The following is a 17,699-nucleotide window of genomic DNA, read 5'->3' as shown; positions in this document are numbered from 1 at the left end:
ATCAGGTGGTGCGGCGCGGCGCCGGTGACGGTGGTCACGACGATGTCGCCGGGCCTGATCTCGCTGCCCGGCGCCCCGGGCGCGAAGTGCACCAGCCTGCCGTCGCGGGCGCGGCCCGACATCCGGGCGGTGGCCGCGTCCTTACGTCCCTCACCGGTGGCCACCAGCAGTTCGACGCGGCGCCCCACCTGCGCGGTGTTCTCCTCCAGCGAGATTCGTTCCTGCAGTTCGATCAGCCGCTGATACCGCTCGGACACAACGGCTTTCGGCACCTGATCGGCCAGCTCGGCGGCCGGGGTGCCCGGCCTCTTGGAGTACTGGAAGGTGAACGCGCTGGAGAACCTGGCGGCGGCGACGACTTCGAGGGTGGCCTGGAAGTCCTCCTCGGTCTCGCCGGGGAAGCCGACGATGAGGTCGGTGGTGATCGCCGCGTGCGGAATCGCGGCCCGGACCCGGTCGATGATGCCGAGGTAGCGCTCGGCACGGTAGGACCGGCGCATCGCGCGCAGGATGCGGTCCGAACCGGACTGCAGCGGCATGTGCAGCGTCGGGCACACGTTCGGAGTCTCGGCCATCGCCTCGATCACGTCGTCGGTGAACTCGGCCGGGTGCGGCGAGGTGAACCGGACGCGTTCGAGCCCGTCGACGCGGCCGCAGGCGCGCAGCAGCTTGGCGAACGCGCCCCGGTCCCGCGGCTCGTCCGGGTGGGCGAACGACACGCCGTAGGCGTTGACGTTCTGCCCGAGCAGGGTGATCTCCAGGACACCCTGGTCGACCAGGGACTGCACCTCGGCGAGCACGTCGCCCGGACGCCGGTCGACCTCCTTGCCCCGCAGCGACGGCACGATGCAGAAGGTGCACGTGTTGTTGCACCCGACCGAGATGGAAACCCAAGCGGCGTAGGACGATTCGCGGCGAGCCGGAAGCGAGGACGGGAATTCCTGCAGCGCCTCGGCGATTTCGACCGCAGCGGTGCGGTTGTGGCGGGCCCGGTCCAGCAGCGCCGGCAGCGACCCGATGTTGTGGGTGCCGAAGACGACGTCGACCCACGGCGCCTTGCGCAGCACCGAGTCCCGGTCCTTCTGGGCGAGGCAGCCGCCGACGGCGATCTGCATGTCCGGGTCGGCCTGCTTGCGCGGGGCGAGGTGGCTGAGGTTGCCGTAGAGCTTGTTGTCGGCGTTCTCCCGCACCGCGCAGGTGTTGAACACCACGATGTCGGCGTCGGCGCCGTCACCGGCGCGCCGGTAACCGGCCTCTTCGAGCAGGCCTGCCAGGCGCTCGGAATCGTGCACGTTCATCTGGCAGCCGTACGTGCGGACCTCGAAGGTGCGCACGGGACGGTCGGGCGAAAACCCGCTCGCCTGCTGCGTCACCGTGGAAGTCACGGGCCCCATCCTACGGAGCACCACCTGCCTCCCGAAATCACGGATCGCGGTCTTCCAGCACACCGGACGTTCCCTGGGTAAGGTCTTCACGCATGGAGAGCCCCAGGGAGTCCCCTGACGTGCCGATGATCTCTGTGAAAGCGGTGAACAAGCATTTCGGCGCTCTCCATGTCCTCAAGGACATCAACCTCGAAGTCGGCCGCGGCCAGGTCGTCGTCGTGCTGGGACCGTCAGGTTCGGGCAAGTCGACTCTGTGCCGCACCATCAACCGGCTGGAGACGATCGACTCGGGCACCATCGCGATCGACGGCGTCGAACTGCCGGAGGAAGGACGCAAGCTCGCGCAGCTTCGGTCCGACGTGGGCATGGTGTTCCAGTCGTTCAACCTGTTCGCGCACAAGACGATTCTGGAGAACGTGACACTGGCGCCGATGAAGGTGCGCAAGGTGTCCCGGGACCAGGCGCGGGAGAAGGCGATGAGCCTGCTCGAGCGCGTCGGGGTGGCCAACCAGGCCGACAAGTACCCGGCCCAGCTCTCCGGCGGGCAGCAGCAGCGCGTGGCGATCGCGCGTTCGCTGGCGATGGACCCGAAGGTGATGCTGTTCGACGAACCGACCAGTGCGCTGGATCCCGAGATGATCAACGAGGTGCTGGCGGTGATGGCGGGCCTGGCCTCCGACGGCATGACGATGCTCGTGGTCACCCACGAGATGGGGTTCGCGCGCAGGGCCGCCAACCGCGTGGTGTTCATGTCCGACGGCGCGATCGTCGAGGACGCCGAACCCGTCCAATTCTTCGAGAACCCGCAGACCGACCGCGCCAAGGACTTTCTCGGCAAGATCCTTCATCACTGACCCGTGCCCCGACGAAAGGAAACCCCATCATGTCCCCGAAGTCTCTGAGCGCGCGTGTCGTAGGCGCGCTGGCGCTCGCCGCCGCACTCCCGTTCGCAGTGACCGCATGCGGTGGCGGGGACGGAGGCGGCGGCGAAGGTGGCGGCGGTGGTGGCGACACGATCGTCATCGGCACCAAGTTCGACCAGCCCGGCCTCGGCCAGAAGAACCCCGACGGCACCCTGAGCGGTTTCGACGTCGACGTGGCCACCTACGTCGCAGGCGAGCTCGGGTACGCCCCGGACAAGATCGAATGGAAGGAAGCGCCGTCGGCGCAGCGCGAGAACCTGATCCAGAACGGTCAGGTCACCTTCATCGCGGCGACGTACTCGATCACCGACGCGCGTAAGGAGAAGGTCGCGTTCGCCGGCCCGTACCTGATCACCGGCCAGAGCCTGCTGGTGCGGTCGGACAACACCGACATCACCGGCGCGGCGTCGCTGGAGAACAACAAGATCCTGTGCTCGGTGTCCGGGTCGACGCCCGCGCAGAAGATCAAGGACGAGTACCAGGGTGTGCAGCTTCAGCAGTACGACACCTACTCGGCGTGCATCGACGCGCTGAAGAACGGCGCCGTCGACGCCGTGACCACCGACGAGGTGATCCTGGCCGGCTACGCCGCGCAATCCCCCGGCGCCTTCAAGATCGTCGGCGAGCCCTTCTCCGAGGAGCGGTACGGAATCGGCCTGAGCAAGGACGACGCCGAGCTGCGCACCAAGATCAATGACGCATTGACGAAGATGGAGGAAAGCGGGGCCTGGAAGGAAGCGTTCGACAAGAACCTCGGCCCGGCCGGCATCACCGCGCCCGCGCCGCCGCCGCTCGACAACTGAGCGCACAGGTAGCCACCGGAGCCGCCCGTGGAGGTTTTCACCGAGTACCGCGCTGAGATCCTGGCCGCGTTCTGGACCACGATCCAGCTCACGGTCCTCTCAGCGATCGGTGCCCTCGTGCTCGGCACGGTGCTGGCCGCGATGCGGCTGGCACCGGTGCCGATGCTCAACTGGATCGGTACCGCGTACGTCAACGTCGTGCGCAACACCCCGCTGACGTTGATCATCCTGTTCTGCTCGTTCGGCCTGTCCCAGACGCTGGGCCTGACACTGGCCAGCAGACAGTCGGCGACATTCATCGCCGACAGCGGATTCCGGCTGGCCGTACTGGGGCTGACCGTCTACACCGCGTCCTTCGTGTGCGAGACGGTCCGTTCCGGGGTGAACACGATCCCGCTGGGTCAGGCCGAAGCGGCCCGTTCCCTGGGGCTGACCTTCGGACAGAACCTGTGGATCGTGTTGCTGCCGCAGGCGTTTCGCGCGGTGATCATCCCGCTGGGGTCGGTGCTGATCGCGCTGACCAAGAACACCACGATCGCGTCGGCGATCGGTGTCGCCGAGGCCGCGCTGCTGATGAAGGAGATGATCGAGAACACCGCGGCGGTCCTGGTGGTCGGCGGCATCTTCGCGCTCGGCTTCGTGATCCTGACGCTGCCGCTGGGCCTGGTGTTCGGTTGGCTGGGCAAGCGGATGGCGGTGGCCCACTAGTGCAAGGTTCCTCCGTCCTGTTCGACGCCCCCGGCCCCCGCGCGCGGGTCCGCAACCGGGTGATCTCGGTCGTCACGCTCGTCGCCGTGGCACTCGCGGCGTGGGTGGTGTACTCGCGACTGGACTCGCGGGGTCAGCTCACCGCCGAGAAGTGGGAACCGTTCCTGACCCCGGACCTGTGGCGCACGTATGTCCTGCCCGGCGTCGAGGGCACCCTGACCGCGGCGGCGGTGTCGATCGTGCTGGCGCTCGCGCTGGGTCTGGTGCTCGGCGTGGGCCGGCTGTCCTCGCACACCGGGATCCGGTGGTTCTGTTCGGTGTTCGTCGAGTTCTTCCGCGCGGTGCCGGTGCTGATCATGATGATCTTCGCGTACTTTCTGTACGCGTTCTACGACGTCTTCCCGTCCAGGCACCTGGCGCTGGCGGGTGTGATCACCGGACTGACGCTCTACAACGGTGCGGTGATCGCCGAGATCGTGCGCGCCGGCGTCCACGCACTGCCACGCGGTCAGGCCGAGGCCGCGTCCGCGCTGGGCCTGACCTGGGGTCAGACGATGCGGTCGATCCTCCTGCCGCAGGCGATCACCTCGATGCTGCCGGTGCTCATCTCGCAGTTGGTGGTGGTGTTGAAGGACACCGCGCTGGGCTACCAGATCACGTTCGTCGAGATGGTGCGGCAGGGCACGGTGATCGGTTCGGCCTACGGCAACTACATTCCGGCGCTGATCGTGATCGCGCTGCTGATGATCGCGCTGAACTTCTCGCTGTCGTGGTTCGCGACGTGGCTGGAACGGCGGCTGCGCAGATCCCGGAAGGGTCCGGCGCCGATGGAGGCCGAGCCGCTGGAGCTGCAGGGCGACCGCAGCCGCGGGGTCTGACGCGGGCCGATGACTTCCGCGCTGCTGGCCTTCGAGGTACTGCCCGAGTCGGCGCTGCGCAACATGGTCGACGTGATGGTGCGGCTCATCGAGGCGTGCGGCGCCGTGGTGATCATGATCGGCGCCGTCGTCGCGATCGTGAAGTTCGTCGTCGCGTTGGGGCGGCGCGACGTCAACCAGTTCTCCGCCGTCCGGCTCACGCTGGCCCGGTTCCTGGTGCTGGGCCTGGAGTTCCAGCTCGCGGCCGACGTGCTGCGCACCGCGATCTCACCGTCGTTCGAAGAGATCGGCAAGCTGGCCGCGATCGCGACGATCCGCACCCTGCTCAACTACTTCCTCAACCGCGAGATCGCCCAGGAACAGCGTGAGATCGAGTTGCTGCGCAACCCACGGCCCGCCCCGGATCCCCCGGCGGCGCCGTGAACGCGGTCCTCGACGCGTCGTGGTGCCTCGCGATCGCCGGCATCGTGCTGGGGCCGGCGGCGCTGATCGTGTTCCGCAGGCCGTTGCTCGCGCTGCGGGTGACGCTCGACCTGCTCACCGCGGCGGGCCTGCTGCGACTGAGTGTGGATTCGTCGTGGGCGGCGATCGCGGTGGCCGCCGCGCTGATCGTGCTGCGCCGCACGATCACACGCACTCTGGTCGCCGACTTCAACTCGCCGCCGTGGCGGGTGCGCCGCACCACCTGAGCCGAGCGGCGGCGGCGGTCAGATCTCGGCGATCAACGACACCTCGATGTTGTTCCTGGTCGCCTTCGAGTAGGGGCAGGTCTGGTGGGCCTTGCTCATCAGGTCGTCGGCGGTGCGCTGGTCGAGTCCGGGCAGGTGCCCACGCAGCGTCGCGGTGATACCGAATCCACCCTCGGAGTGCTTGCCGAAACCGATCTGCGCGGTGACGGAGGTGTCGTCACCGAGTTGGACGGCGTTGGTACGCGCCACTTTCCGCAGCGCACCGAGGAAGCACGCGGCATATCCCGCCGAGAACAGCAGTTCCGGGTTGACCCCGTCACCGCTTCCCCCGGCCGCCTGAGGTGGGCGGGTGTCCAGGTCGATCCTGCCATCGGCTGATTTCACGTGGCCGTCCCGGCCGCCGCCCGTGGCGGTGGACTCTGCGGTGTAGACGACGTCGACGGTCATCGGGCAATCCTTTCGGTCACGCCTTACTCGAACACTCCGCACCGCCGGGTCATCGCGACCCGGCGGCCTGTGGTGCCCAGCCCCTCCACCGGCACGCATTGGCAGCATCTCCTTGGCCCAGAAGGCATTCCGGCCCCTGGCCATGCAGTGTGGACTGCATCGCCGAATCGTACCTGAAGGACTAGATATTAGATACACCTTGGGCTCACCCGAGTTCGCCCGCTACCTCGCCGTCCAGGACACCTTCGCCGTCAAAGCCCTCGGACTGCACCAGATCGAACGCTTCCCCGAGAACGGCTTAGGGCCGCATCAGGAATCGTCCCGCGCCCCGTCCTGTCGGGCGACGAACTCCTCGAGTCGGGCCGACCTCTTGCGCAGATGCTCGATCAACCAGGAAGTCGCCCCGGCGGCGTCACCCGCACGCAGGAACGGAATGAGCGCTTCGTGGGTGTGCTTCTCGTCGACGCGCTGCAGCCGCACGTAACGGCCGACTGACTCACGCAGACTGTGCGCCAGGGCCAGCATGCGGGGCCGATCGGCCCTCTCGTAGAGCTTGTCGAAGAGGCGGTAGCGGTACTCCAGTTGTGCGCCGAGATCGTCGGCGTCGTCGATGCTGCGTGCAATCGCTTCGAGGTCGTCGACGAATGCGTCGTCGAGCGCGCCCATCACTCGGGTCAGCAAATGTGTCTCGACGAGGATCCGCAACTCGTAGATCTCGGCGATCTCCTCGGCGTTCAGCACCGAGACCGTGACTCCCCGCCGGGGACTGATCTGTACCAGCCCCTCACCCTCGAGCTGCCGCAAGCTGGCCCGGACAGGCATCCGGCTCACGCCCAACGATTCGGCGATCTCGTCGAGGTTCAACCGCTCCCCCGGCTCGAATGCCCCCTGCTGAATCGCCTCACGGATGAACGACTTCGTCATCGTCTCCGCGGATTGGAAGGTCCCCCGCACCGACTCGGCGATCGCGCGGAGGGCCGTGGCCGCCGCGCTGTCGCCATCGACGTCGGACCTGCCTGCCATGCACTGTTCCCCTCTCGAACGCCTGGTTCGCTGTTGAGAGGGTATCCAATCAGCTCGGCGGCCTCGAAGAAACCGCGCTGGACCCCGAGAGTACGGCGAGCGGCCGTGCGGGGTCCAGCGGGCTCCTCGAGTCAGTCGTTGTGGGTGATGAACCCCTCCGGCCCGAAGCGCACACCCTCCTCGGGGTTCACGCTGTAGTACGAATACGGCGAGTAACTCTTGGCCTCGATCTCCTTCTGCACGTCTTCCATCGGCATGTGCTTGCCGGCCTCGACCTTGCGGTCCAGCCCCAGCCAGTCGAGCATCCGCTTGTTCGTTATGCCCAGATAGAGCACGGGCCCGTCACCCGAATTGACGTGGGTGTGCCATTGCATCGACGGGATGTACACGAAGTCACCCTGCTCCCACGGCACCGTCTCGCCCTGAACTTCGCTGTGGCCGTTGCCCTTCATGATGTAGATCGCAGCTTCGTTGTGGTGCTTGTGCAACCGCGTCTGCTGCCCCGGCTTCAGCTCCGATATGTGCAGCTGGATGGTCCGCAGTGGCAGGTCGACATCGCGAGCCGGGTGCTGACGGTCGCCGTCGGCATACAGGTCGAGGTGTGGCTGCTTGTGCAGCAGCTTGCCGGCCGCCAGCGGACGAACCTCATCCTCGTGGTAGTGCAGCTTGCCGCGCCTGCGCGGCGAGTTCGGATCACTACCATCGCCGGCGCCCTTCTTGTGGTCGCCGTGCAGCCCGTAGTTGGCTCCTGCCGGAACACCGTTGTCGCTCGCTTCCGATGCGGATCCAGTCTGTTCGGTCATATCGAATTCCTCTGTCTTTCTTCTCGGTACTGCTGCGAATCTTCCGAACGGGCTACGCCGTTGATGTGATCACACCGTCGCACCATCCTTGTCAGTTACGACATTGCGGCGCAAGGCAATGCAATGCTGTGGAGGTAACACCAACTGCACCGGCTTGCCGGTGCCCAGCCGCTGGGAGGCACCCGTACGGCACCGGAGGGTGGTCGACCCGACACTGACCTGATAGTCCATGGCTTCACCGGTGAACAAGCGGTTGGCCACCGTTCCGTCAAGGACATTCGATCCGGCGCGGGCGGAATCCTGCTGAATGACCTCGATCTGTTCGGGCCGCACCGACACGACGCACTTGTCGCCTTCGCCCACTTCGATCAGCGTTTCCACGGTCAGCTCGCCGTTCTCCGTCCGAACGGTCCCGCCGGAGCCCGACACGTCGGTCACCACGCCGTCGATGAAGTTCGTCAGTCCGACGAAATCGGCGACGAAGTCGTTGGTCGGCTGCAGATAGACCTCGAAAGGAGTACCGATCTGGCTGATCCGCCCGTCGCGCATGACTGCGATCTGGTTCGACATCGACAGTGCCTCGGACTGGTCATGAGTGACATAGACCGTCGTGATCCCCTGGTCGCGCTGCAGGCGTTTGAGTTCGAACCGCAGCGACTCGCGGAGCTTGGCGTCAAGGTTGGACAAGGGCTCGTCGAGCAGCAGCACGGCGGGCTCGATGACGAGGGCCCGGGCCAGCGCCAGACGCTGCTGCTGTCCACCCGAGAGCTTGGTGGCGAATCGGCCGGCCAGGTGTCCCAGGCCCACCACTTCCAGGCAGCGTTCGACACGTTCCTTCGTCTCCTTCTTGGCGGTACGCCGTCGCACCCCGACCCGTAGCGGGAACGCGACGTTGTCGAACACATTCATGTGGGGCCAGATTGCATAGCTCTGGAAAACCATGCCGAGATTGCGGCGGTTGGCCGGTACAGACACACCGCTGGCTCCGGAGTAGAGAACGGTGTCGTCGACCGAGATCCGTCCGCTGTCGGGGCTCTCAAGTCCTGCGATGCATCGCAACGTCGTTGTCTTGCCACAACCGCTGGGGCCCAACATGGTGAAGAACTCGCCCTGCCGAACGGTGAAGCTCACTTCGTCGACGGCGCGGACCCTTCCGTACTTCGAGTCGTCGGCAAACGCCTTGCACAAACCATCCAGTTCAAGCATCGCACTCATCCGTCCACTGCCGTTGGTTTCCGTGTCCCTCACCAAAAGGCTCTCCGAACATGCCGGTCATGCCTCCCGTACGCCGATCTTGGCGCCCAGCTTGTATGCCGCCGCGACCAGCGCCATCAGCACGACGACCATGCACACGCCCAGCGCGGCCAGTACGCCGGTCTGACCGTTCTGCCAGAACTCCCAGATGGTCACTGACATCACACGGGTGTTCTGGGAGTACAACAGGATCGAGCTCGACAACTCCCGCACCGACACCACGACGACATAGATCCATCCGGCCACCAGGCCCGGCGCCATCAGCGGTATCACGATGCGGCGGAAGCCATCCCACCACGACGCACCACTCATTCTCGCCGATTCCTCCAGTTCGTCACCCACTTGCGCCAGTGAGGATCCCGCATACCGCATGCCGTAGGGCAGATAGCGGGTGACGTAGGCGATGAACAGGATCAACAGTGTCCCGTAGATGGGAAGCGGGGATCGCAGGTAGATGAAGATCAGGGCGACACCGAGCACCAGGCCCGGCATGGCCAGCGGAAAGCTGGCCATGAGATCCAGCAGACGGCGCCCGCGGAGGTTCGATTTCAGCACCAGCCAGGAGATGACCGCGGTGAACAGCATCACCGCGGTGGCACTGCTGACAGCCAGGATGACTGAGTTCTTGACTGAGTCGACGACACCGCGCGTCTCGAAGAGTTCGATGTAGTTGCTGAACGTGATCGACTTCAGCGGCTCGATGCCAGGCGCCTGATAGAAGGGCAACACCGACATCCACAGCAGGATGAGTAGCGGAGCCACGACCGCGACGACGAAGTACAACGCGAAGCCGATCGAGACCGGCCACCGCCACTTGCCCAAATCGAGAGTGCGGGGCCGGAAACCCTTGCCGGTCACGGTCTGGAACCGCTCACTGCGCCGATTCATGTACTGCACCAGTATCAGACCGAGCACCGTGATGAGCAGCAGACTCAGCGAGTAGATGGATGCCTGGTCGTACTTGATCGGATAGGTATGTAGCGCCTCGTAAATACGCGACGTGAAAACCCATGTGCCTGAGGGCATCCCGAGCACAGCCGGAGTCTCGAACGACTCCAGGCCACGCACCACCATGATCAGCACGGCGCCGAGTAGGGCGGGCCTCACCAGAGGTAAAGTCACCCGCCGCACCGTCTGCGGGACCGTGGCGCCGCTCATCATCGCCGACTCTTCCAGCGACGGATCGGTCGACCGGAAGGCGGCGTACATCAGCAGGAACACCAACGGGGACAGATGCAGACCGTCGATCAGGATCATTCCGGGCATCGAGAAGGCGTCCGGAACGATGAACCCCAGCCCGATGGAGTCGAAGGCCTTCTGGATCACGCCCACGTTGCCGCCGATCAGATACACCCACGAGATGGTGTAGAGGATGCCGGGAACAATCAACGGCACGATGGAGGCGGCGTATAGCAGCGGCTTCAGTGGGGCATTGGAGCGCACACAGAAGAACGCGAGTGCCGTACCGGTGATGGTACTGACCGCGGCCGAACCACCCGCGAAGAGAAAGGAATTCAGCAGCATCTCGGAGGTGCCGGGCACGTCGTAGGCCGAGATGATATTGCCGATACCGAAGCCCTCGCCGGTGGTCAGTCCCCGCCATACCAGGTAGATAAGCGGTGACAGGACGAGATAGCCGAGGATGACGGTCACGGCCAGGCCAAGCACCATCAGCCCTGTCGGACGTCGCCGCCCGCGCGCCGGAGGAATCGGTGCGGGTACCGCGTCCGGGGGGCCAGGAGGCGCGAGTAGGGTCATCCCTGACCGCCGGAGTGAATGACGCTCTGCCACAATTCACTCCAGCTTGAGTACTCCTTCGAGATTTCCTCGACATCGGTGTCGATGGGCTCGATCTCCACTCCACCGAAGCTCGCCGCGGCCATCTGCTCGTTGCTCGGTGTGCGGTCGTCGTCGATGAAGGCCTGCTGCCCTTCGGGGCCGAGGATGAAGTCCTGCAGCAGAAGTGCGCCGGCAGGATTGGCCGAAGCGCACGGTACAGCGATCCCGGTCACCTCGGCGACGACGGGGACCTTGACCGGAACGAACTCCAACGGTGCGCCCTTGCCCTGCAACTCGCGGATGCGGTGGATGTAATTATTTGCGGCGATGCCGTACTGACCCGCGACCACCAGGTCGGTGGTCGTGGTGTGCCCGTCGGTGATCGCCGAGTTGGCGGCAATGTCCTTGAACAGCTGGACCGCCTCATCCTTGGTCATGCCCTGTGTCTGTAGGTGATTGACCATCGAGGCGAACCAGAACACATCACTGCCCTCGAGCGCGAGCTTGCCCCTGAATCGTGGATCCGCCAGTGCCTCAAACGACTGAGGAGCCTCGGCATCGGGGATGATGGTGGTGTTCCACACCGGGACGATGTAGCTGAGCCGATCACCAGTGAAGTTGTCGAACTTGGCACTCTCGGTGACGCCGTCGAGGTATGGCGAGTCGGCGGGCGCCAGCAGCTTGTTGTCATCGACAATCGCCATCTCCAGCGAATCAAGTTCGATGATGTCGGCGCCGGCGAAGTTGGCGCTGGCCTCCTGGAGTACCCGCTCGCGGATCTGCTCACTTCCCGCCCGATAGACGCTGACGGTCAGGTCACCGTACTTTTCCTCGAAGGGGTCAGTGATCACCGTCGGGTCGTTCACCTCGGTGTAGAGATTGATCGTCCCGTCGTTGGTGTTCTTTGCCTCTTCGACGAGGGTCGCCTCGCGCTCCTGGGGCGGCATTCCCTTGACCTTGTCCTGCATGCTCACGGTGGCGCTCCCGGGGCACTTGTCACCGCCTTGAGCCGACTCCGATTCCGAATCACCGCCAGGCGCAGCACATCCCCCGGCGAGCAGTGTGAGCGAGGCAGCACAGGCGATGAGCCCCCGCTGCGCAGAGTGACGAAGAAGGGACATCGAACGGCTCCTCTATTAGTTGGGGGTATGAACCGATCTTGGCGTCGTAGGGGTTGATAGAGTCAGGAACGCGCGGGAGCGAGATCGTCTGGGAAAGTGGTCCTTTCCCGGTATGCGTTCATCCAGGTGACGGCCTCGTCGAACGAGACGACATCTCCGTACTTCTGGTCGATATCGAAGAGGTTGATCGCGCGACTGGCCTCGTGCCGGTCGTAGACGCACTCCTCGACGACGATCATGCGAAGCCGATTCGCACAGCCGTCGGTGACAGTGGCCCTCACGCAACCGCTCACACTCTCACCGCACACGATGAGCGTGTCGATCTTCTGTGAGACGAGGTGCGCCAGCAGCGGGGTGCCGAAGAACCCGCTCGGCGCGGTTTTTTTGAGCACCACTTCTCCGGGAAGCGGTGCGGCTTGCTCGATGATGTCGAAGCGTCGGTGGTACCGGTCCAGTTCCTCGGGCGTGCGCCCGTTCAATGAATGACGGCCACGCAGCGCCACTGCCCAGGCCGGTATGCCGGACTCTTCCTCGGCGAGACCGGTCAGGTGGATGACCGGAATGTGGGCACCTCGGGCAACCGACAGAAGCTCCGAGATCTTGTCAGCGGCCTGCCATCCGGCCGGCCCGGTGCTCGCAGGCCATGTCTGGATCGCCTGCAACAGCGGTTCCGGCTTGTCACCCAATACTTTTCGGTAATTGTCCACCGATAACACGGCGGGCGTGGACCCGAATCCTCTGCGCTGGCTTGGCGGTGACGCCGCGAGGTGAGCCTTGTCCTGCTCGGTTAGGAACCGATCCCACACCCGCGAGGTCATTGCTCTCCCGTCCGGAAGGCCTGGACTTATGATCCTTGATATTAGATACGAATGTAGGACTGGTTGTATCGGTGGTCAAGCATTGTTTGAATGTGGAACCTGTCGTTTACATTCGCGCCGATCGTCGAGCGCACACGGTGAGCCTCCCTGCGGTGCCGCGGGTGCGCGTTCGGGGACGGGAACCAGACCGGTGAGGACGGAGCGAGGACATCGGAACGTGACAGAGATCCGGCTCAACCGGTGAAGCGTTCCGACCGCCGCACCAGGGGCAGTCTGGTGCGCTCGCTCCGGCACTCGCACAACCTCCGCATCTATCTCGCCGGGCACGCCGTCAGCGTGATCGGAACATGGGTGCAGCGCGTCGCCCAGGACTGGTTGGTCCTGGAGATCACCGACAGTGCGGTGGCGCTGGGCATTTCGATCGCGGCGCAATTCGCGCCCATGCTGGTGCTGGGCTCCTACGGCGGACTGCTCGTCGACCGGCTCGACCGCCGCCGCACCGTGATCGCCACGCAGGCGCTGTCGGCGCTGCTCGCCGGTTGTCTTGCCGCCATCACGCTGCTCGACGTCGTCGAGCTGTGGTCGGTGCTCGCGCTCGGACTCGGGCTCGGCCTGGTGACCGTGCTCGACGTCCCCGCCCGGCACGCGTTCGTCGCGTCCATGGTGGAACCGGTGGACTACGCCAACGCCCAGGCGCTGTCCTCGAGCGTGAACAACGCCGGCCGCCTGATCGGTCCCGCGGTGGCCGGGCTGTTGATCGCGGGCGTCGGTACCGGGTTCGCGTTCGTGGTCAACGCGGCATCCTTCGTCGGCGTGCTGGCCAGCCTCGCCATGCTCAACGTCGCGACCCTCAAGCCGTCGCCGCGGATACCCCGGGAGAAGGGGCAGATCCGCGAGGGATTGCGGTACCTCTGGGGGACGCCGCATCTGCGGGCGACGATCATCCTCGTCGCGGTGGTCGCCGTCTTCGGACAGAACTTCCGCGTGGTGTTACCACTGGCCGCGTCGGACCTGTACCACGGCGACGCCAGCACCTACGGCTGGCTCACCTCCGCCATCGGACTCGGCGCCCTGCTGGGCGCGGTCGTCAGCGCCCGGCTCGCCATCCCGACGGCATGGACGCTGTTGCTGACCACCATCGCGTTCGGCGCGGCCAACATGGTCGCCGCCGTGAGCCCGGTACTGGCCATGGCCCTGGTGGTGATGGTGGTCGTCGGTGTCACCAACATCATCTTCAACACGGTCGCCCGGTCGGTGCTGCTGTTGAACAGCGAGCCCGCGATGCACGGCCGGATGATGGCCATCCACGGTCAGGTGTTCCTCGGATCCACACCGATCGGCGGGCCGCTTGTGGGTTGGATGTGCGAACTGTGGGGCGCCCGCGCGGGGTTTCTCATCGCCGGGGGCACCGCGCTGGTGGCCGCCGCCGCGCTGGGCCTCACGGCTTTCCGGGCACGCCACCTCGCGCCGGTGGACCAGTCGGCCACACCTCCGGCCGTCGACGAGCCCGACGGCTCGCCGTAGCGCGACCTACACCTTCCGGCGTTCCCGCTCCATCGCCAGTTCGGCGGTGACCACATCCAACGCCATGGACTGGTGGTAGCCGCGGCGGGCAAGCATCCCGACCAACCGCCGCACCACCTTGTTCTCGGCATCCCTGTCGCCGGGATCGCCGAGCTTCTCGCGGCGCAACTTGTCGCGGACCAGTTGTTCGGCACGGGAACGTTCGGCGCCGGCATCGATCCCGGCCAGCGCACCGTTGATCACCTCGTCGTCGACGCCCTTCTTACGCAGTTCGGCGGCCAAGGCGCGCTTGCCTTTTCCCGCGTTCGTGCGTCGCGACCGCACCCACTGTTCGGCGAAATCCTCGTCGTCGACCAGCCCGACCTGGGTCAGCCGGTCCAGGACCGATGCGGCGATGTCGTCGGGATATCCGCGCTTGGCCAGCGCCGCCTCCAACTCGGCGCGGGTGCGCGCCCGTGCGGTGAGCAGACGCAGGCACAGGGCCCGCGCCTGCTCGCCGCGCTTGTCCGACTCGGCGGGATCAGAAGTCGACGGGAGCGGGAAGAGCGTCATCGGCCACGTCATCGGTCAACTGGGCTCCGATACCGAGCTTCTCTTTGATCTTCTTCTCGATTTCGTTGGCCACGTCGACGTTCTCCAGCAGGAACTTACGGGCGTTCTCCTTACCCTGCCCCAGCTGCTCACCGTCGTAGGTGAACCAGGAACCGGACTTGCGGATGAAGCCGTGCTCGACGCCCATGTCGATGAGCGAGCCCTCCCGGCTGATGCCGTGGCCGTACAGGATGTCGAACTCGGCCTGCTTGAACGGCGGCGACACCTTGTTCTTGACGACCTTGACGCGGGTACGGTTACCCACCGCATCGGTGCCGTCCTTGAGGGTCTCGATCCGTCGCACGTCCAGCCGCACGGAGGCGTAGAACTTCAACGCCTTACCGCCCGTCGTGGTTTCGGGGGATCCGAACATCACGCCGATCTTCTCGCGCAGCTGGTTGATGAAGATCGCGGTGGTGCCGGAGTTGTTCAGCGCACCGGTCATCTTCCGCAGCGCCTGGCTCATCAGACGGGCCTGCAGTCCGACGTGGCTGTCACCCATCTCGCCCTCGATCTCGGCGCGCGGCACCAGGGCCGCCACCGAGTCGATGACCAGGATGTCCAGCGCGCCGGAGCGCACCAGCATGTCGGCGATCTCCAGGGCCTGCTCACCGGTGTCCGGCTGGGAGACCAGCAGCGCATCGGTGTCCACGCCGAGCTTCTTGGCGTACTCCGGGTCCAGCGCGTGCTCGGCGTCGATGAACGCCGCGATACCGCCGGCGGCCTGCGCATTGGCGACGGCGTGCAGCGCGACGGTGGTCTTACCCGAGGATTCCGGGCCGTAGATCTCGATGACACGGCCGCGCGGCAGGCCGCCGATACCCAGCGCCACGTCCAGCGAGATGGACCCGGTGGGAATGACCGAGATCGGCGGCCGCACGTCCTCGCCGAGCCGCATCACCGAGCCCTTGCCGAAGTTCTTGTCGATCTGTGCGAGTGCCAGCTCCAGGGCCTTCTCGCGATCAGGGGCTTGCTGCGCCATGGTGATACCTCTCCGGTAGTCGTTGTTGACCGGTTCTCGGTCGGTTGGCCGTGACGCTATGCGAGGCCACCGACAAGTCGCTGGGTCGAACTCCATCCACAGTAGACGAACAGGTGTTCGATTCAAGTGGACACGCCGAGGGACTACCTTTTGCAGGTATGACGCGTCAGGACGTCCGGATCCCGACCGACGGCGACGAGATCGCCGCCTATGTGTACCGGCCGCAGCCGCGCGACGGCGCTACGGCATGCGTGGTTATGGCGCACGGCTTCACCGCCACGCGTGACGACTCGCTCCCGGATTACGCCGAGGCGTTCCGCGCAGCCGGGTACGCCGTCGTGGTGTTCGACTACCGCTGCTTCGGCGCCTCCAGCGGCCGGCCCCGTCAACTGATCGACATCACCGAGCAGCAGCGCGACTATCACACCGTGATCGCGTGGGCCCGCCGCCTCGATGGCGTCGACCCGGACCGCATCGTGGTGTGGGGCTCGTCGTTCAGCGGTGGGCACGTCCTGGCCGTCGCCGCCGCGGACGCCCGCATCGCCGCGGTGATCGCACAGGCACCGTTCACCGATGCCGTCGCCACCCTGCGCGGCATACCGCTGGGCAACATCCCCCGGGTCATGCTCACCGCGGCGCGTGACCAGGTGGGCTCCTGGCGTGGACAGCCGCCTCGCACTGTGCCCGCCGTCGGCGAGCCCGGCACCGTCGCCGCGATGACCTCGCCGGACGCCAAGCCCGGGTTCGAGGCGATGTTGGACCCGAAGTCACTGTGGCGCAACGAGTTCGCGGCCCGGCTGATGTTCCGGTTCGCGTTCTACCGTCCCGGGCGCAAAGCGGCGAAGCTGCCCATGCCGGTGCTGTTGTGCGTCTGCGACGACGACGTCGTGACCCCGCCGGGACCGTCGGTGACCGCGGCGCGCCGGGCACCGCGGGGCGAATTACGCCGCTACCCGTACGGGCACTTCGACATCTATCGCGACCCCACGGTCAAGGCCGATCAGGTGGAGTTCTTGGCACGCGCCGTCGGCCGGTGACGGCCAACGGCTCACCACTGGTCGCGGGGCACGTCGAAGTCCGCACACAGCGCCCGCCAGACGTCACGCGGGTCGACCCCGTCCTCGATGGCCTGCGCGGCGGTGCGTCCACCGATGCTGGTCAGCACGTGGTCCACCAGCAGCGACGACGCCCGCACCGCTCCGAACTGTCCCTCGACGAGCTCGCGGAATTCCGTCAATCGCACACGCACAAACTACGCCGGGGCCCCGATCGCGTCATGGCACACCCGTACCGGATCCGCGACGTCGGCGACGCCCGCCCCGGCCCGCACGGCGGCCTCCCGGTAGCCGGGCGAGCCGAGGACTTCCTGCACCGCGGCGGCCAGCGCCGCCGCGGTCAACGGCCGGACCAGCTGCGCACTGCCTTGTCGCACAAGACGATTGGCGATCTCCCACTGGTCTCCCCCACCGGGGACCACCACCATCGGGACACCGGCCAGCAGCGACTTCGCGACCGTACCGTGCCCTCCGCCACAGATCAGCAGATCGGCCTTCGACAGCAGCTCGTCCTGCCGGCCGAGTCCGACCACCGCCCACGGCGGGACCTCTTCGTCGGGTCCGTCCAGGCGTGACACCACCACCCGCGCCCCCTCGGGCAGCACCCGGCCCGGCACCAGCGTCTTCAGCGCCACCTCGGCCAACCCGTCGGCACCGGTCGTCGCGGTCGACGGCGCCACCACGACGACGGGACCGTCACCGGGCGGCAGCGCCAGCACGGCCGTCGTCGGTTCGTAGTGCAGTGGGCCCACGACGACGGCTTCGTCCGGCCAGTCCGGGCGCGGCACCTCCAGCGCCTTGGCCAACCGCCGTCCGATCGTGGACTTCCCGGAGCCCGGTAATCCGACCAGAACCGCCTTCGGCGCCATCAGCCCGAGGCCCTTGCCCCGCTGGTGGACGGTTCGCGGGCCGCGAC

The 17,699-nt window shown here is 66.2% G+C and carries 19 protein-coding genes and 2 pseudogenes; 8 read left to right on the top strand and 13 right to left on the bottom strand.

Features of this window, described 5'->3' with window-relative positions:
* Window positions 1-1,394 (bottom strand): tRNA (N6-isopentenyl adenosine(37)-C2)-methylthiotransferase MiaB (gene miaB, locus ASJ79_RS01295; RefSeq protein WP_067952445.1); only part of this gene is annotated, 1,394 nt, incomplete at its 3' end.
* A gap of 83 nt (window positions 1,395-1,477) precedes the next feature.
* Here miaB and ASJ79_RS01290 point away from each other — a divergent pair.
* The 6 genes from ASJ79_RS01290 to ASJ79_RS01265 are packed head-to-tail and all read left to right on the top strand — an operon-like array spanning window position 1,478 to window position 5,386.
* Window positions 1,478-2,239, top strand: a complete 762-nt coding sequence (locus ASJ79_RS01290) for an amino acid ABC transporter ATP-binding protein (RefSeq protein ID WP_067952443.1) — start codon at window positions 1,478-1,480, stop codon at window positions 2,237-2,239.
* Between the two features lie 29 nt (window positions 2,240-2,268).
* On the top strand, window positions 2,269-3,111 hold the full coding sequence (locus ASJ79_RS01285; RefSeq protein ID WP_067952442.1) for a glutamate ABC transporter substrate-binding protein: 843 nt from the start codon (window positions 2,269-2,271) through the stop codon (window positions 3,109-3,111).
* Window positions 3,112-3,138: 27 nt separating this feature from the next.
* On the top strand, window positions 3,139-3,819 hold the full coding sequence (locus tag ASJ79_RS01280) for an amino acid ABC transporter permease (RefSeq protein WP_067952441.1): 681 nt from the start codon (window positions 3,139-3,141) through the stop codon (window positions 3,817-3,819).
* Window positions 3,819-4,697: an amino acid ABC transporter permease gene (locus tag ASJ79_RS01275; protein ID WP_067952440.1), complete on the top strand. Its 879-nt coding sequence runs from the start codon at window positions 3,819-3,821 to the stop codon at window positions 4,695-4,697. Before ASJ79_RS01280 ends, ASJ79_RS01275 begins: the two co-directional genes overlap by 1 nt.
* Window positions 4,698-4,706: 9 nt before the next feature.
* Complete coding sequence (locus ASJ79_RS01270; protein WP_067952439.1) at window positions 4,707-5,120, top strand: DUF1622 domain-containing protein; 414 nt, start codon at window positions 4,707-4,709, stop codon at window positions 5,118-5,120.
* The gene (locus ASJ79_RS01265) at window positions 5,117-5,386 is read left to right on the top strand and encodes a hypothetical protein (protein WP_067952438.1); all 270 of its coding nucleotides are present in this window, start codon (window positions 5,117-5,119) and stop codon (window positions 5,384-5,386) included. The genes ASJ79_RS01270 and ASJ79_RS01265 overlap by 4 nt, the downstream gene beginning before the upstream one ends.
* A gap of 18 nt (window positions 5,387-5,404) precedes the next feature.
* On the opposite strand, the gene ASJ79_RS01260 is transcribed toward ASJ79_RS01265, so the two are convergent.
* The 7 genes from ASJ79_RS01260 to ASJ79_RS01230 all read right to left on the bottom strand — a co-directional run bounded on the left by ASJ79_RS01260 (window position 5,405) and on the right by ASJ79_RS01230 (window position 12,631).
* Entirely contained in the window at window positions 5,405-5,833 is a 429-nt protein-coding gene (locus ASJ79_RS01260) for an organic hydroperoxide resistance protein (protein ID WP_067952437.1), read from the bottom strand.
* Between the two features lie 309 nt (window positions 5,834-6,142).
* Window positions 6,143-6,856 carry a GntR family transcriptional regulator gene (locus tag ASJ79_RS01255; RefSeq protein WP_067952436.1) on the bottom strand — a complete coding sequence of 238 codons (714 nt, stop codon included), beginning with the start codon at window positions 6,854-6,856 and terminating at the stop codon, window positions 6,143-6,145.
* A 131-nt stretch (window positions 6,857-6,987) separates the two neighbouring features.
* Complete coding sequence (locus tag ASJ79_RS01250) at window positions 6,988-7,659, bottom strand: cupin domain-containing protein (protein WP_067952435.1); 672 nt, start codon at window positions 7,657-7,659, stop codon at window positions 6,988-6,990.
* A gap of 69 nt (window positions 7,660-7,728) precedes the next feature.
* Window positions 7,729-8,865 (bottom strand): ABC transporter ATP-binding protein, encoded by a 1,137-nt coding sequence (locus ASJ79_RS01245; protein ID WP_067952444.1) that lies wholly within the window; start codon window positions 8,863-8,865, stop codon window positions 7,729-7,731.
* Window positions 8,866-8,931: 66 nt separating this feature from the next.
* The gene (locus ASJ79_RS01240; protein WP_231750679.1) at window positions 8,932-10,566 is read right to left on the bottom strand and encodes an iron ABC transporter permease; all 1,635 of its coding nucleotides are present in this window, start codon (window positions 10,564-10,566) and stop codon (window positions 8,932-8,934) included.
* A gap of 101 nt (window positions 10,567-10,667) precedes the next feature.
* Window positions 10,668-11,660: an ABC transporter substrate-binding protein gene (locus ASJ79_RS01235; protein WP_197420039.1), complete on the bottom strand. Its 993-nt coding sequence runs from the start codon at window positions 11,658-11,660 to the stop codon at window positions 10,668-10,670.
* A 215-nt stretch (window positions 11,661-11,875) separates the two neighbouring features.
* Window positions 11,876-12,631, bottom strand: a complete 756-nt coding sequence (locus ASJ79_RS01230) for an isochorismatase family protein (RefSeq protein ID WP_082753605.1) — start codon at window positions 12,629-12,631, stop codon at window positions 11,876-11,878.
* A 240-nt stretch (window positions 12,632-12,871) separates the two neighbouring features.
* Here ASJ79_RS01230 and ASJ79_RS01225 point away from each other — a divergent pair, with 240 nt between their 5' ends.
* Complete coding sequence (locus tag ASJ79_RS01225; RefSeq protein WP_067952431.1) at window positions 12,872-14,155, top strand: MFS transporter; 1,284 nt, start codon at window positions 12,872-12,874, stop codon at window positions 14,153-14,155.
* A 6-nt stretch (window positions 14,156-14,161) separates the two neighbouring features.
* Here the strand turns inward: ASJ79_RS01225 and recX are convergent, their stop codons facing one another.
* Both recX and recA read right to left on the bottom strand, forming a co-directional pair.
* The gene (recX, locus tag ASJ79_RS01220; RefSeq protein WP_067952430.1) at window positions 14,162-14,707 is read right to left on the bottom strand and encodes a recombination regulator RecX; all 546 of its coding nucleotides are present in this window, start codon (window positions 14,705-14,707) and stop codon (window positions 14,162-14,164) included.
* Window positions 14,676-15,728 (bottom strand): recombinase RecA, encoded by a 1,053-nt coding sequence (recA, locus tag ASJ79_RS01215; RefSeq protein ID WP_067952429.1) that lies wholly within the window; start codon window positions 15,726-15,728, stop codon window positions 14,676-14,678. The genes recX and recA overlap by 32 nt, the downstream gene beginning before the upstream one ends.
* 158 nt (window positions 15,729-15,886) lie before the next feature.
* Here recA and ASJ79_RS01210 point away from each other — a divergent pair, with 158 nt between their 5' ends.
* Window positions 15,887-16,765, top strand: coding sequence for an alpha/beta hydrolase (locus ASJ79_RS01210; RefSeq protein ID WP_067952428.1), 879 nt, complete (start codon window positions 15,887-15,889; stop codon window positions 16,763-16,765).
* A gap of 11 nt (window positions 16,766-16,776) precedes the next feature.
* Here the strand turns inward: ASJ79_RS01210 and ASJ79_RS01205 are convergent, their stop codons facing one another.
* From ASJ79_RS01205 to ASJ79_RS33600, 3 genes and pseudogenes are all read right to left on the bottom strand, one after another.
* A complete protein-coding gene (locus tag ASJ79_RS01205; RefSeq protein WP_067952427.1) occupies window positions 16,777-16,971 on the bottom strand; it encodes a DUF3046 domain-containing protein in 195 nt (64 codons plus the stop codon).
* Window positions 16,972-16,980: 9 nt separating this feature from the next.
* Window positions 16,981-17,583 (bottom strand): annotated as a pseudogene (locus ASJ79_RS01200) (glycosyltransferase); the annotation flags it as partial.
* Window positions 17,569-17,652, bottom strand: a pseudogene (locus tag ASJ79_RS33600) (shikimate kinase); the annotation flags it as partial. The pseudogenes ASJ79_RS01200 and ASJ79_RS33600, both read right to left, overlap by 15 nt.
* Between the last annotated feature and the right edge of the window lie 47 nt (window positions 17,653-17,699).

It is taken from the genome of Mycobacterium sp. NAZ190054 (assembly GCF_001545925.1).
Taxonomy (GTDB): Bacteria; Actinomycetota; Actinomycetes; order Mycobacteriales; family Mycobacteriaceae; genus Mycobacterium.
Note: the sequence above shows the minus strand (reverse complement) of the source record. Positions and strands in the feature narration are given on the sequence as shown.